Annotated in this window: 15 protein-coding genes; 5 read left to right on the top strand and 10 right to left on the bottom strand. The window is 71.3% G+C overall.

All coding sequences use genetic code 11. From position 1 onward, the window contains the following. Positions 1–12: 12 nt before the first annotated feature. Positions 13–951 carry a LysR family transcriptional regulator gene (locus ACZ6TB_RS16920; protein ID WP_465555260.1) on the bottom strand — a complete coding sequence of 313 codons (939 nt, stop codon included), beginning with the start codon at positions 949–951 and terminating at the stop codon, positions 13–15. A gap of 146 nt (positions 952–1,097) precedes the next feature. Between ACZ6TB_RS16920 and ACZ6TB_RS16915 the strand changes: the two genes are divergently transcribed. Then, on the top strand, positions 1,098–2,270 hold the full coding sequence (locus ACZ6TB_RS16915; protein WP_465555258.1) for an NAD(P)/FAD-dependent oxidoreductase: 1,173 nt from the start codon (positions 1,098–1,100) through the stop codon (positions 2,268–2,270). Between the two features lie 29 nt (positions 2,271–2,299). On the opposite strand, the gene ACZ6TB_RS16910 is transcribed toward ACZ6TB_RS16915, so the two are convergent. Genes ACZ6TB_RS16910 through ACZ6TB_RS16900 form a run of 3 tightly spaced genes read right to left on the bottom strand, consistent with a single transcriptional unit; the run spans position 2,300 to position 6,664 of the window. Next, positions 2,300–2,794, bottom strand: coding sequence for a winged helix-turn-helix transcriptional regulator (locus ACZ6TB_RS16910; protein ID WP_465555256.1), 495 nt, complete (start codon positions 2,792–2,794; stop codon positions 2,300–2,302). Between the two features lie 58 nt (positions 2,795–2,852). Continuing rightward, positions 2,853–3,704, bottom strand: a complete 852-nt coding sequence (locus ACZ6TB_RS16905) for an HAD family acid phosphatase (RefSeq protein ID WP_465555254.1) — start codon at positions 3,702–3,704, stop codon at positions 2,853–2,855. A gap of 17 nt (positions 3,705–3,721) precedes the next feature. Further along, entirely contained in the window at positions 3,722–6,664 is a 2,943-nt protein-coding gene (locus tag ACZ6TB_RS16900; RefSeq protein ID WP_465555252.1) for a putative bifunctional diguanylate cyclase/phosphodiesterase, read from the bottom strand. A gap of 69 nt (positions 6,665–6,733) precedes the next feature. Between ACZ6TB_RS16900 and ACZ6TB_RS16895 the strand changes: the two genes are divergently transcribed. Beyond that, on the top strand, positions 6,734–7,372 hold the full coding sequence (locus tag ACZ6TB_RS16895) for a class I SAM-dependent methyltransferase (RefSeq protein WP_465555250.1): 639 nt from the start codon (positions 6,734–6,736) through the stop codon (positions 7,370–7,372). On the opposite strand, the gene galE is transcribed toward ACZ6TB_RS16895, so the two are convergent. The 3 genes from galE to ACZ6TB_RS16880 all read right to left on the bottom strand — a co-directional run bounded on the left by galE (position 7,313) and on the right by ACZ6TB_RS16880 (position 9,183). Beyond that, complete coding sequence (gene galE / locus ACZ6TB_RS16890; protein ID WP_465555248.1) at positions 7,313–8,317, bottom strand: UDP-glucose 4-epimerase GalE; 1,005 nt, start codon at positions 8,315–8,317, stop codon at positions 7,313–7,315. The genes ACZ6TB_RS16895 and galE overlap by 60 nt on opposite strands. 9 nt (positions 8,318–8,326) lie before the next feature. Then, the gene (locus tag ACZ6TB_RS16885) at positions 8,327–8,824 is read right to left on the bottom strand and encodes a GNAT family N-acetyltransferase (RefSeq protein ID WP_465555571.1); all 498 of its coding nucleotides are present in this window, start codon (positions 8,822–8,824) and stop codon (positions 8,327–8,329) included. 116 nt (positions 8,825–8,940) lie between these two features. Beyond that, positions 8,941–9,183: a hypothetical protein gene (locus ACZ6TB_RS16880; RefSeq protein WP_465555246.1), complete on the bottom strand. Its 243-nt coding sequence runs from the start codon at positions 9,181–9,183 to the stop codon at positions 8,941–8,943. A gap of 340 nt (positions 9,184–9,523) precedes the next feature. Here ACZ6TB_RS16880 and ACZ6TB_RS16875 point away from each other — a divergent pair, with 340 nt between their 5' ends. The 3 genes from ACZ6TB_RS16875 to ACZ6TB_RS16865 are packed head-to-tail and all read left to right on the top strand — an operon-like array spanning position 9,524 to position 12,678. Beyond that, positions 9,524–10,606 (top strand): helix-turn-helix domain-containing protein, encoded by a 1,083-nt coding sequence (locus ACZ6TB_RS16875; RefSeq protein WP_465555244.1) that lies wholly within the window; start codon positions 9,524–9,526, stop codon positions 10,604–10,606. Further along, positions 10,603–11,703 (top strand): hypothetical protein, encoded by a 1,101-nt coding sequence (locus ACZ6TB_RS16870; RefSeq protein ID WP_465555242.1) that lies wholly within the window; start codon positions 10,603–10,605, stop codon positions 11,701–11,703. Before ACZ6TB_RS16875 ends, ACZ6TB_RS16870 begins: the two co-directional genes overlap by 4 nt. A 33-nt stretch (positions 11,704–11,736) precedes the next feature. Further along, complete coding sequence (locus ACZ6TB_RS16865) at positions 11,737–12,678, top strand: hypothetical protein (protein ID WP_465555240.1); 942 nt, start codon at positions 11,737–11,739, stop codon at positions 12,676–12,678. Here ACZ6TB_RS16865 and ACZ6TB_RS16860 read toward each other — a convergent pair. From ACZ6TB_RS16860 to ACZ6TB_RS16850, 3 genes are read right to left on the bottom strand one after another with little or no spacing between them, the layout of a single operon-like run. After that, complete coding sequence (locus tag ACZ6TB_RS16860; RefSeq protein WP_465555238.1) at positions 12,661–12,873, bottom strand: hypothetical protein; 213 nt, start codon at positions 12,871–12,873, stop codon at positions 12,661–12,663. The two genes, ACZ6TB_RS16865 and ACZ6TB_RS16860, sit on opposite strands and share 18 nt — an antisense overlap. Positions 12,874–12,913: 40 nt before the next feature. After that, positions 12,914–13,783: a helix-turn-helix domain-containing protein gene (locus tag ACZ6TB_RS16855; protein ID WP_465555236.1), complete on the bottom strand. Its 870-nt coding sequence runs from the start codon at positions 13,781–13,783 to the stop codon at positions 12,914–12,916. A gap of 34 nt (positions 13,784–13,817) precedes the next feature. Then, positions 13,818–14,030, bottom strand: coding sequence for a hypothetical protein (locus tag ACZ6TB_RS16850; RefSeq protein WP_465555234.1), 213 nt, complete (start codon positions 14,028–14,030; stop codon positions 13,818–13,820). Positions 14,031–14,256 lie beyond the last annotated feature (226 nt).

Below are 14,256 nucleotides of genomic sequence, written 5' to 3'. Positions count from 1 at the left end.
GATGCTAATGGATCAAGGATGATCGACGGCCGGCATCCAGTGGCGATCCGGATCCCAGTCGAGCCAGCCCTCGGCGGTGGCGAGCGCGATCACCGCCCGCCGCAGCGCGGTCAGCGTCTTCTCGCCGTCGTCGCGGCGCCAGATCATCGAGTGGGTGTAGCGCGGCTCGGGCCCGGCGACCGGAACCAGCCCGACGCCCGGCGGCACGGTCAGCCCGGGCGGCACCAGCACCGCCCGGTCCGGCCTCCGCTCGAGCTCGGTGAGCAGCTGGTCGAGACCGAGGTTGAGGCCGGACTCGTCGAGCGGCACGCCGAAGTCGCCGGCGAAGTGCCGGGCGAAGCCGAGGACCTCGGGCGCGGTGCCACCGGCGGGGCACCACAGCCCGTACGGCGCCAGGTCCGCCGGGCGGCACACCGGCGCGCCGGCCAGCGGATGCGAGGCCGCCACCACCAGCCCCTGCGGTTCCCGGCACACGACCGCCACGGCCAGGCCGTCCGGCAGCCGGCCGGCGTCGCCCACCCGGCCGAAGGCGAGGTCGATCTCGTTGCGGGCCAGCGCCTCGGCCGCCGAGAGGGTGCTGCGGCGCATGCTGACCTCGACGTCGAAGCGCACGGCCGGCGAGTTCAGCCGGCGTAGCCAGCGCAGCGGGGCGTGCACCTGCCCCCACACGTCGACCCGCAGCGCGCGCCGCACCGAGCGCACCTCGTCGACCGCGCGCCGCGCCGTCCCGAGCAGCTCCCGCGCCCGCGGCAGGAACCGGTGCCCGGCCGCGCTGAGCTCGACCGCGCCCGGCCCCCGGGTGAACAGCGCCTCGCCGAACACCCGCTCGAGCCGGGAGACGCGATGCGACAGCCCCTGCTGGGTGAGGTGCAGCGCGGCCGCGGCCCGGCCGAAATGCCGGTGATCGGCGACCGCCACGAAGGCCTCCACCTGGCCGAGGTCGAAGTTCACGGCGCCGCCCGGCCAGAAACGAACCGCGCCCGGCCTCGGACGACAAATGATCGTTGGCGCCACGACCACGACTGCTGTTGGACCGCCGGGCCGCCGCGCTGCTGCCATCGAGAGGAAGCGCGAACCCGAACCGAAGGAGCAGTCCCATGCGGAACACCGAGATACTCGTCCTGGGCGCCGGCTACACCGGCATGCTGGCGGCGATCCGGACCGCCCATCGCACCCGGCGGCGCGGCGGGCGGGTCACCCTGGTCAACCCCTCCGACCGTTTCACCGAGCGGCTGCGCATGCACCAGATCGCCACCGGTCAGACGCTCGCCGACCGGCGCATCCCGCGGATCCTCGAGGGAACCGGCGTCCGCTTCGTGCTCGGCCGGGCGACGGCCGTCGATCTCAAGCGCCGGGCGGTCACGGTCGGCGATCAAAAGATCAACTACGACGTCCTGGTGTACGCCATCGGCAGCGTCGCCGACACGATCACGGTGCCGGGAGCGGCCGTGCACACGCACACCCTGGACGACCCCCGGGCCGCGACCCGGCTGGCCGGATGGCTGCGGGCGAACCCGGCCGGCGCCGTGGTGGTCGGCGGCGGCGGGCTGACCGGCGTCGAGGCGGCCGCCGAGATCGCCGAGAGCTTCCCGGACGCCACCGTGACCGTGCTGACCCGGGACCGTCCCGGCTGGATGATGTCCGCACCGGCCCGCGCCTACCTCGACCGGGGCCTGGAGCGGCTCGGCGTCCGAGTCCGCTCCGGCGTCGAGATCACCAAGGTGCTGCCGGACGGCGTCGAGCTGGCCGGCGGCGAGATCGTGCCGGCCGGCGCGGTGCTGTGGACGACCGGCTTCCACGTGCCGCCGCTCGCCGCCGACGCCGGCCTGGCGGTCGACGAGCGGGGGCGGATCCGGGTCGATCCCACGCTGCGGTCGGTGTCGCACCCGTCGGTGTACGCGGTCGGCGACGCCGCGGCCGTCCGCCAGTCCTGGGGCATGATCCACGGGACCTGCCAGAGCGGCATCCCGACCGGCGCCTACGCCGCCGACGCCATCGACGCGCGGATGCGGGGCCGGACGCCCCGGCCGTTCCGCTTCGGGTACATCCACCAGCCGGTGTCGCTCGGCCGCCGGGACGCCGTCATCCAGTTCACCCGGGCCGACGACACGCCGCGGCGGTTCTACCTCACCGGGCGGGCGGCGATCCTCTACAAGGAGACGGTGAGCAGCGGGCCACCCACGTTCTTCAACCTCTCCAAGCGCGTCAACCTGCCGCCGGCGACGCTGTCGGCCCGGGGCGGCCGGGCCAACCGCAACGGCGGCGCCTGACGCGGTGATCGAGCGGCGCGGAACGCGGGTCACCGGGCGGCGCGGATCGCGAGGCGCCAGCGCATCAGCTCGTCGGCGCCCGGGCCGGCCACCAGCGCCGTGTCCCGCGGCTCGACGATCTCGCCGGTGGCCGGGTCGACGACCCGGGCCTCGAGCCGGCGGCCGGTCTCGCGGTGCACCAGCTCGAGCGGCGGCCCGCCCTCGCCGTACTCGCCCCAGCGGTCGCTCCAGTCCCGCAGCGCGACGAAAATGATCCACAGATCGCGGCCGCGATCGGTCACCAGGTACCGGTCGCGGCGCGGCCTCGTCTCGTACGGCTGCCGCTCGATCAGCCCGTTCGCCTCGAGATGGCGCAGGCGGTCGGCGAGCGTCTGGGCCGGGATCCCGGTGGATCGGCGGAGCTCCTCGTAGCGCGACAGACCGAGCATCACGTCGCGCAGCACGAGGAAGCCCCACCGATCACCGATCGCCTCGATCGTGCTCGCGATGGAGCAGGTCATGCCGGCGAACGACGTCGTCCTCATCGGACGACTCTAATGATGAGAGTTACTAGAACTCAAGGCTGGAACTCAAGGCTGGAACTCAGGGCAGGAAGTAGTTCGGGTTCGGCAGCTTGAAGGTCTTGTCGGCGTAGCCACCCTTCAGGTCGCTGTACTGGTCGCCGAAGTTCGCCACGATGTCGTAGCCCAGCGACTCGATGTGCGCGCGGGTCGCCGACTTGTAGTGGATCGTCGTGCACTTGCCGCCCGGGTCCGCGGCGCACGCCTTCTGCAGGTAGTCCGGGTACACGCTGACGTCCGGCTTGGTGAACAGGCCGTCCTCGCCACCGCGCAGGGTCGTCGGCTTCGGGTAGCCGGCGTCCACGCCCATGCCGTCGGCGGTGAGGTTGCCCAGCGTCGCGGCCTCCTGCGAGGTCGGGCGCCCGGTCAGGTAGAAGATCGCGTAGCCCTCGCGCTCGGCCGCCTTCGCGGTCGCGACCATGCCGGGCACGGCCGGGAACTTCTGCCCGGTGACGTAGTCGGCGTTGGTGACCGGGTTGTACGCCCAGTTGCTGAACACCTCGTAGTTCCAGGTGGCCAGCGTCGTGTCGTCGACGTCGAGCACGATCGCCCGGGTGCCGTGGCCGTGCGACCGGTTGTGGCTCAGGTAGCGCGCGCCGTCGGCGGCCACGCCGCTCGCCTCGCGGGCGTAGTTGCTGTCCGCGCCGAACGTGCCGGTGCCGAGCGCGTCGCCGTAGTAGTTGCGCAGCTGCTGCCGGAGGACGTCGATGTTGGTGACGTCCTTCTCGGAGCGCGGGGTGATGGTCTTGATCGCCGGTTGGGCGGTCGTCTCGGCGGCGGCCCAGCCGACGCCGGCGCCGCCGAGGACGGCGACCGTGATGGCGGCCGCCGCAACGGCCATCCGCCGGGGTGTGCGGAGTGCGGAGATATTCATACCTCGCAACGTAGACCTTAGGCGGCCATCGAAATACCCGAGGTCAGCAGGGATAGGGCCTCGGTGCCGTCGACCGGGCTCGACCAGAGGTAGCCCTGGCCGAGCGGGCAGCCGAGCCGGGCCAGCACGTCACGGTGCAGGGCCGACTCGATGCCCTCGGCGATCACCGTGAGGCCGAGCGACTGCGCCAGGCTCACGATGCCGGTGACCAGCGCGAGCTGCTGGCGGCTCTCGACCATGTCGTCGATGAACACCTTGTCGATCTTCACCACGTCGATCGGGCGCTGCCGCAGGTAGCCGAGCGACGAGTAGCCGGTGCCGAAGTCGTCGATGGCCACCCGCACGCCGTGCGACCGCAGCGTGGCCAGGTCCTGCCACACCGTCTCGTGCTCGCCGACCAGCAGCGTCTCGGTCAGCTCGAGCATCAGCGCCGCGGGCGGCACCTCGGCGTACGCGAGCGCTTGCAGAATCTCGTCGACGAAGCCGCTCTCCCGGAACTGCCGCACCGAGACGTTCACGCTCACGTAGGGCAGCCGGTCGGCGGGGAGGATGCGCCGCCATTGGGCGACCGTGTGCAGGGCCTGCTGGAGCACCCAGCGCCCGATCGGCACGATCAGCCCGCTCTCCTCGGCCACCTCGATGAACTCGGCCGGCGACACCACCCCCTTGGTCGGGTGGAACCAGCGGACCAGAGCCTCGAAGCCGACCGGGCGGTCGTCGGAAAGATCGACGATCGGCTGGTACGCGAGGAGGAAGTGCCCCTCGTTGACGGCATGATCCAGCGCGGACCGCAGCTCGAGCCGTTCCACCATGGCGCCGTGCAGGTGGGACTGGTAGCGGCGCCACTGGTTCTTGCCGGCGCCCTTGGCCACGTAGAGCGCGAGGTCGGCCTGCCGCAGCAGCTCGTCGGCGGTGTCGGCCTCGGGGGTCGTGGTGATGCCGATGCTGGCCACCGCGGTGAGCGAGGTCTCGCCGTCGATCACGATCGGCTCGGCCAGGGCGGCGAGGATCCGGGCCGCGGTCTCCTCGACGGCGCCGGGGTCCTGCACGTTCTCGATCAGGGCCGCGAACTCGTCGCCACCCAGCCGCGCGGCCGTGTCGTCGGCCCGCAGCGCGCCCGCGATCCGGTTGGCCACGCCGATCAGCAGCGCGTCGCCGGCCGCGTGGCCGAGCGTGTCGTTGACGATCTTGAAGTCGTCCAGGTCGATGAAGAGGACGCCGACCACCGAGCCGTCCCGGGCGCCGCGGGCCAGCGCGTGCCCGAGCCGGTCGTGGAAGAGCACCCGGTTGGCCAGGCCCGTCATCGAGTCGTGGAACGCCTGGTGGGTCAGCTCCTTCTCGAGCCGGCGGCGCTCGGTGACGTCCCGCAGGGTGATCACCAGGCCGGCCACGGTCGGCTCGGCCCGCAGGTCGTCGCAGTGCGCCTCGAGCAGCACATCGCGCGGCCCGCGCAGGTCGAGGCCGTCGTAGGGCCCGGTCAGCAGCGCGCGGTCGTCCGGGTGGAACAGCTCCGGCAGCGGCGTCGCGGTCGGATCGAAACCGAGCACGCGTACGGCGGACGGGCTCGCGTACCGGATGGTCCCGGCGTCGTCCACGATCAGGATGACGTCGGCGGTGTGCTGCACGAGCGTCCGGAAATAGGTCTCGCTGTTGCGGCGGATCACCTCGTGGCTGAGCTGGATCCGCTCGAGGGCGAGCGCCGCCTGCCCGGCCAGCACCTCGATGGCGCGGCGCAGCCCCGGCAGCGTCTCGGCGGGCGCGCCCACGTGCAGCACGCCGACCAGCGGCTCGCCGGTGGGCCGGTCGCTGAGCACCATCGGGCAGCGCAGCGTCGTGCTGAAGTGGGTGAGCCGGACGGCGACCGCCCAGTCCACGTCGCGGGTGGCGACGCTGCGGGCCGCGGTGCCGGCCGCCCGGTCGACGGCGGCCTGGGCGGCGGCCTCGGCCGAGAGCGGACCGTCCTGCTCGATGGCCAGGGCGAGGACGACGCCGTGCGGGGTGTCGGCCGGCAGCAGCTGGGCGACCGCCCGGCGTACGGCGTCGCCCACCGCCTCGACGTCGGCGGCCGAGACCAGCGCGGCCGACGCCTGGCGCAGGCCGCGCTCCCGGGCGAGGGCGAGCCGGTGGTTGGCGACGATCCCGGTCATCCGGGCCAGGACCAGCAGGACCGTGAGCCCGCTGAGCACGGCCACCACGGCCGGGCCGCCGACGCCGATCAGCACCGCGGGCGCGACCAGCGAGGCGAGCCCGAGGAGCGCCACCCGCCCGCGGCCCATCTCGGTGGGCGGCTCGTCGGCGGGCACGGCGAGCGTGCTCATCGACGGGTGCAGGGCGGCCAGGCCGGCGCCGGCGTAGAACGCGAACCGGCCGAGCCCGGCGCTGTCGCCGAGCCACGACAGCTCGTACGCGACGTCGGCCAGCAGCAGGACCAGCAGGCCGGCGCCGAGCAGGTTCGCGGCCGGCACCCGGGGGCCGGAGCTGGTGAGCAGCCGGGCCAGCACGCCGAGGCAGAGCAGGTCGCCGAGGGTGCAGGCGAACATGGTCCAGTCCCGGTCGGCCACGCTCGGGCCGAGCAGGAACGTCCAGGCCAGAAGGCCGCCGCCGGCCGTCACGGCGAGGGCGTCGAGCAGCGCCGCCCGGTCGCGCCCGCCGCCGGTCCGCCGCCGGATGAAGATCAGCAGGACCGCCGCGATCGCCGGGTAGGCCGCGACGATCAGCGCCGAGGCGGGGACGCGCAGCGACGGGAGGGCGAACCAGACGAAGGTGCCCAGGGCCGAGGCGCCGGTCGCCGCGGCGAGCCAGCTCCACGGCGTACGGTCGAGGGCTCGGTTGCGGCGCACGCCCCACCAGATCGCTGCCACCGCGGAGAGGCCCGCCGCCAGGCGAAGGGCCGGGCGAGCGTCGGGTGCCAGGCCGAACGCCAGCGTCAGCGCCAGCATCCAGCCGCCGAAGACCGGCATCCTGCTCCCTTCGAGTTGCCTGACGTCACCTGTTCGGTATCCGGAACCGGAGGTTGAGAGAATCGGCGGGTGCTCCTGGAGTTCATTCGCACCCACACCACGCTCGCGCCGGTCCCGTTCGTGCCCGAGGTCAAGCTGTTCCAGGCCGCGGAGCCGATCGAGCTCTGGGCGAAGACCGAGGAGTCGGGCGCCGAGCAGCCGCCGCCGTTCTGGGCGTTCGCCTGGGCCGGCGGGCAGGCGCTGGCCCGGCACGTGCTCGACCAGCCCGATCTGGTCGGCGGGCGCGGCGTGCTCGATCTGGCCACCGGCTCCGGGCTGGTGGCGGTGGCGGCGGCGCTGGCCGGGGCCGATCCGGTGGTCGCCAACGACATCGACCCGTACTCGCTGGCCGCGGCGGAAGTGAACGCCGAGGCCAACGGGGTGCGGGTGGCGACGGTCGAGGCGGACGTGCTCGACACCGACCCCGAGGAGCAGGTGATCCTGGCCGGCGACGTCTTCTACAGCCGGGCGATGGCCGCGCGCGTGCTGCCCTTCTTGCGCCGGGCCGCCGGCCGCGGGTGCCTCGTGCTGGTCGGCGATCCGGGCCGGGCCTATCTGCCGGTCGAGGGCATGATCAAGCAGCGGGCGTACGACGTGCCGGTGATCGAGTCATTGGAGAGCGTGCCGGTCCGGCGCACCACGGTCTGGCAGCTCACCGGCGGCCGCTGACTCCCACGCGCGCCAGGCCGAGGTGATCGCGCCGGCCACGTCGCGCCCGGCCTTCCAGTTCAGCCGCATCAGCGCGCGGGCCGCGTCGGCGACCACCCAGGGGGCGTCGCCGGGGCGGCGGCCGGCGATGACGTGCGGCACCGGGCGGCCGGAGGCGGCGGCGACGTCCCGCAGGATCCGGGCGACCGAGCGGCCGGCGCCGGCCCCGATGTTCACCACGAGCTGGGGCTCGTCGCCGCCGGCCAGCAGGTGCTCGACGCCGCGCAGATAGACCTCGGCCGCGTCCTCCACGTGCAGATAGTCGCGGACCGCGGTGCCGTCGGGGGTCGGGTAGTCGTCGCCGAGCACGGCCACGGGAGGCCCGCCGGTCAGCGCCCGGAAGGCGGCCGGCAGCAGGTTGGTGGCGCCGGTGTCGGCCGCGTACGGGTGCCGGCCCGCCCCGATGACGTTGAACTGGCGCAGCACCACCGAGCGGATGCCGGCGTCGCGGATGGCCCGCTCCCCGCGGAGCTTCGTCTCGCCGTACGGATTGGTGGGCTCGGCGGGCGAATCCTCGTCGACCGTCTCGCCGGCCGGCTCCCCGTAGACCGATGCCGAGGAGGAGAACAGCATCCGGCGTACGCCCGAAGCGCCCATCGCGGCCAGCAGGTTGTGCACCCCGCCCACGTTGCACCTCAGGTAGCGGCCGGGGTCCGCGACCGACTCCGCCACCGATTTGAGCGCCGCGAGATGGACGACGCCGGTCGCCTCGCGGCCGGCGAACAGACGGGCCAGGCTCTCCGGGTCGGTGACCGAGCCCCGCACCAGCTCGACCCCCGCGGGGAGCCGCTCGGGACGCCCGGTGGACAGGTCGTCGAACACGACCACGTGGTGCCCGGCGGCGTGGAGCCGATGCACGACATGCCCGCCTATGTAACCGGCGCCGCCGGTCACGATCCAGGTCACCGGGGTAACTTACGCGCGCGGAAGGTCCTTGACGAATATCCGGCAGTACTCGGTCTTGCGTGTCCAGGTCCCATCGTCTCGCCGCTCTTCCTTGAACGTCTCGACCAGGCCGTGCGGCCATTCTTGATACCCGATACGCAGGTAGAAGCCGATCGGATCGGCCTCGTGCTCGTCAACTCCGAGAGCGATGCCCCGGCGACGCTTCTGCCGGGCGCCCTCTTCCGCCGCCGCCACCAGCTCCCGGCCGATGCCCTGCCGGCGATAGCCCCGGAAGACGCGGAGGCGTTGAAGCAGGGGGGTACGCGGGAGACGGTCGCGCAGATCGGCCTCCTCGGCCTCCTCGAGTCGCAGGTAGACGTAGCCGACGAGCGCGGAACCGTCGAAGGCGAGGTAGACCCGGCCGCGCCGGAAGGAGCGCCGGCGAAGGCGATCCAGGAAGAACCGCCGGTCGGCCTCCTCGGTGACGCATTCGAGCACCTCCTTCTTGGTCGCCGTCTCAATGCGCACTTTGGTCAAGACCCGCCCGTCCTCCCCGCCAACCGCCGCGACCTCGATCCTCCCCGCGCCGCACGCGACTGTCGATCCGTAGAGACAGCCGCGTGCTTTGTCTCACTGCGGGTCTCCTATTTGATCAAGGAGACCAGCAGGAGCACCACGGCCAGTCCGATCAGCAGGAAGGTGGAGACGGCGAAGAGGGCGGCCTTGAGGACCTCGGCGAAGGGCGCGACCGCCCGGCGCATCGAGGCGAACGCGAAGACCAGCACCCCGGAGGCGCCGAGAATCGCGAATACCTTGCCGGCGCCGGGGGCGGCTTCGGTGGCCGCGGCGCCGGTCGAGTTGCTGAGAAAAAGGGCTAGAGTGTGCATTTGGGTAGCGCCTTTCATGCCGAGAGGGACTGCTCGCATTTCAGGGGCACCTCCGGTTGGCCGACCGGGGGTGCTTCGCCGTTTTCACACGGCTCTGGCGCCGGCTCTCGCTCTGGCTCTACGACGGCTGCGCTGCTGTCTTCGCGGTCGGAGCTCTGATCTTCCGGTGCGGCATGTGCACCTCCGGGAGTGAACTTCAGTTGGAAATTCAGTTCCTCAGCCGGGTGGCTTGAGATAAGGCTAGACTTCAGTAGGCCCGTTAGGCAATCGTGATACTCGACTTTGCCGGTCACCTGCGATATACCTTCTCCGCCCGTAACTGAAGTTCAAGGGAGGCGTGGTGCAGCCGACTGAAGGTGCCGCCGTCGCGCTGGCCCGGCGGCTCCGATCCCTTCGCCAGACGGCGCTCCGCGTGAAGATCACGCAGGCCGAGCTGGCCGAGGCCCTCGGTCGCAGCGAGGCGCTGATCTCCTCGTGGGAGCGGCGCGCCGACCCGGTCACCCCGCCCGCCGAGCAACTCGTCAAGTACGCGACGTTCTTCAGCTCGACCCGGTCGGTGGCCGGCCATCCCTACCGGGTGCCGGCCGAGGGCGAGTTGAACCAGACGGAGATCGCCACCCGTAACACTCTGCGTGACGAATTGCTCGGGCTGCGCCAGTCGATTACGAACGGTGTTCCCGTTGTCGAGACGCTGGTCGGCCACGGCCCCTGGCGCTTCCCCGACTACGACGACGACCGGCCGATCGTCATCGTGTGCCCCGAGCTCCCGCCGCCGGTGCTCGCGCACATGCCGCACGCGCACCAGTCCGACCTCGACTACTCCGAGCTCTCCCGGCTCACCGATCTGGACGCGTTGTTCGAGCTCCACGGCCACATCCGGGCGGTCAACCCGGACGTCCGGGTGGAGTACCGAAGTGTCAAGAACATGCGCCGGGACGACTCGACCGGGCATCTGGTCGTTCTCGGAGGCGTGGACTGGAATCCCGCCCAGCGGCTCGTCATGAAGCGCATCGACGCGCCCGTCGAGCAGGTCTCCCGGGACGACCCGCTGCGCCGCGGCTATTTCCAGGTGGCCGGGGACGAGACCACCTCGTTCCCGCCGGTGATCGACCAGGTCGCCGGCGAGGACATGCTGCTCGAGGACGTCGGCTACTTCTTCCGCGGACCCAACCCGTTCAATCAGCAGCGGACCGTTACGCTGTGCAATGGCATGTTCAGTCGCGGAGTGTTGGGCGCGGTGCGCGCGCTCACCGACAAGCAGCTTCGCGACGGCAACGCGGAATACATTTCGCGCGCCTTCGGTGATCACGACTCGTACAGCATCCTGTTCCGGGTCCCGATCATCGACCAACGAGTCGTGGTGACCCCCGACTGGACCGCGCCCGACGCCGTGCTGCACACCTGGTCGGAGAAGACCACATGACGGTTCTGTCCATGTCGGAGCTACACCACGCCTCGCACAACCACCTGCTCGACGAGGTGCCGCCCGCGTCGTCGGGGCGGCTGGACGCGATCATCGTGCCGACCTTCCGCGCGGCCGACGCCCTGCGCGACTCGCTGGCGCTCGCCCGCGACCTGGGCCGTCCGCTGGTGGCGCTGTGCAGCGGTCAGGCGCAGGCCCGGCAGGTGTCGGCGCTGGCCGTCCTGTTCGGCGCCGAGGCGCACGCGGTCGACCTCCACGACGTGCACCCGCGCCTGCCCGCCTTCCGCGCCGACGCGGTGCTGCGCGACGCCGGGTTCGGCCCGACCGGCGACCTGAGCCTCAAACGCAATCTCGGCCTGCTGATCGCCCGGCTGACCGGGTGGGATCGCGTGCTCTTTCTCGATGACGACATTTTCGGCGTACGGGGTGAGGAGCTCGAGGGCGCCGCGGCCACCCTGGACTCGGGCCGCTATCGCGCGGTCGGCCTCCGCAACGACGGCTACCCCGACAACTCGGTCGTCTGCCACGCCTACCGGGCCATCGGCGCCGAGCAGGACAGCTTCATCGGCGGCGGCGCGATGATCGTGAACCCGCTGGCGACCCGCTCGTTCTTCCCGAACATCTACAACGAGGACTGGTTCTTCCTGCTCGGCGACGGCGTCCCGTTCCGCGCCGCCCGCTCCGGAACGATGATCCAGCGCTCGTACGACCCGTTCGCCTCCCCGCGCCGAGCGGCCAACGAGGAGCTGGGCGACACCCTCGCCGAGGGTCTGTTCTGGATGCTCGACAACCGCCAGGACCCGGCCACGTGCGACCGCGCCTTCTGGGGCGACTTCGTCTTCCGCCGGCGCGCGCTGCTCGACCACGTGCTGGCCGAGGTCGGCACGCGGGTGGCCGACCCGGCCCGGTCCGCCGCCATCCGGTCGGCCCTCAAGGCAGCCCAGGGCGCGAGCGCCTTCATCACGCCACACCTGTGCGAGGCTTTCGTCTCGGCCTGGACGCACGACCTGCACACGTGGGACGCCTTCCTGTACCGCCACCCCACCACCGGCGACCTGGGCAAGTCACTGGCCGAGCTGGGCCTGTATACCGGTTGACGATATATAGCGGCCGGCTTACTGTCTTCTGACGTGACCCTGTACCGGTTGCTGCTGTTCGCCTACCCGCGCCCGTACCGCCGAGCACACCGCGAAGAGATCCTCACGACGCTGGCGGAGTCGGGTGGTCCCCGCCCGCACCTCGGCGAGGCCCTGGCGTTGCTCCTGAACGGCTTACGACAGCGTTTCCGGCTGCCGCTCGGCCGCGCCTATGTCGTCGTGGCCGTGCTGGCCGCTCTGACCGTGGGCGCCCTGGGCGCGGCGACGGGCTCGGCGCTCGGCTGGGCGACCGCACCCCCACCACCCGACGGTCCCGCGGCCCGGGCGGCCGCCGCGTCGGCCGTGGGCGGGCGGGCTTCCGGAGTTGGCCCCGAGGTCACCGTGGCGCAGGCCTTCCCCGGCTGGACGCCGGAGCTGGCCGTCGCCCGGATGCGCGAGGCGGGCTGGCGCGTAGATCTTGCATCGACCACGACCACGACCGTCGGTTACGGCACCGCTCAGCAGGCGGCCCCCGCCACCCGGACGACGATCGTGGCCGTGCGGGACGGCATTCGCCAGCGATTGTCGTCAACGACGTTCCACGGTGAAATGACCACCATGCTGGCGCTGACGGTCGCCGAGCCGCCCCGCACAGGTTGGCTGACCGGCACGGGCCTCCTGCTCGGCCTGGTCGCAGGCTGGCTGCTGACCGGATGGACGGGCTATCGCCTGCGCGCCCTGCCCCGCGCCCACCGGATCGCCCCCGCGCTGCTGGCCCTGGGCGCCTTTGACGTGCTGGCCCTGCCCACGCAATTCGTCTATCGCCAGGTGATAGCGGTCTTCACCACCGGCCCGGGCGCTCCTTCGGACCCGGCACCGGTCTACGAGTCGTTCGCCGGCGTCGCTCACTGGACCGGCCTGGCGTGCGCCGTGGCGGCAATCGCCCTGACCGCCGCCCTGCGGCCGGGCAGATCCCCCTCAGGCAGCCCCGCCTAGCAGTTCCTCAGGGATCTCCACGAGCACCTCACCGTCGGGCAGAACGACGCCCACAGCCTCGGCGGAGACCGGATACCCCTGGATCACGAGGGTGCCCCGGTCGGTGCGGTAGATCGTCGGGCAGGACCCGTGGCCGCACACGGTCGCAATGGGTCGGAGGGTGACCTCCTGGTCGCGGTCGTCATCCTTCGTCATGAACCAACGTTAAGGATGTCCGGACAGCGCGACAAGGGCATCAGGCCTGCTGACGCTGCCTGGGCCAGGCAAGCTCAAGGTACCGCTCGAGGTATCTGTCGAGGATCGGGTCGATGTTCTCGGTAGCGTTTCGCTCCAGCCGATCGAACACACCCTGGTAGAACTCGACGTCGGCCCGCCCGTGCGTTCGCACCACGGTATTGAAGGTATCCACGGTGACGACGCGGTCGTCCAGCAGCTCGAAGCCGTGGTAGGGCGGGACATCCAGATCCGCGTCGGCGGGGATGAGGCGCAACGACACGTTCGGCAACCCGGCCAGGTCACGCAGCCGCTGAATCTGGGCCGGCATGTATGGGGGCTTGCAGACCCGGTTACTCAGGACCGACTCGGTCATCACGAACCGGAACTCACGCTCCTGATCGGACAGCACTTCCTGCCGACTGACCCGGATCGAGACCGCCTCCGCCACATTCTGGCTGTTCTCCGTGGCGCTGGAGGCGAAGATGGCGCTCATGTACTCGACGGTCTGAGCCAATCCGACGATCACCGCCGGTTGAAACACCCGGTAGACCCGCGTGGAAGCCTCGAGCTGCTCGATTCCACGCTGCACGCCCACCACCGCCGGACCGCGGAACGAACGAAGATCCATCATCTGGTCGCCCGCGCGCTCGGCCAGCTCCACGAGCCGCTCCACCTCGGCGGCCGAGGCTTCCAGCTCGGCCGCGATGCGCCGGACGTCCTTGACCGCCGGGACGCCGACGCCGTTCTCCAACCGGGAGATCTTGGCCTGGCTCATCTCGACCCGCCGCGCCAGCCCGGTTCCGGTCAGGCCCGCCCGGTGCCGCAGGCGCGCCAGAATCGAACCCAGAGACTCGTCAGGGGATGGGGTGCCCGTCGAATCCTCGGTCATCCCATCCCCTTTCTCGAAGCGGCACGAACTCAAGTCACCGCAGCGTACGAACGGCCTCCGCCAGAAGCTCGGCGGGGATCTCGACGAGAGACTCCCCCTCGGGCACGTCGACGCCGACATCCGAACCGACGACGTAACCCTGCACGACGTACGTGCCTCGGTTGGTCTCATAGAGCGTCGGGCACGTTCCCCCGCCGCAAACCGTTGCCAGCCGCGTCAGTGCGACCGGCGTTTCCGGATCGATCACAAGTGCTCCAGTCAGGAATATGCAGTAGAGCGAGGCTCCGGACATTCATCGAGCCGTGAATATCCAACTCGGACAACGAGCCAGGGGCCAGTACTGGATGCCGAGGTGGCATCACCGTTGGATAACGATACGCCGCAGATCAACAGTGCGTAGCGAGTCAAGCACTATTCACGGCTGGTGAATAGTCATTGAGATTCACGCCGACAGCGCTCACGATGAATGTCAG

This window comes from Actinoplanes sp. NPDC051537, assembly GCF_055586105.1.
Note: the sequence above shows the minus strand (reverse complement) of the source record. Positions and strands in the feature narration are given on the sequence as shown.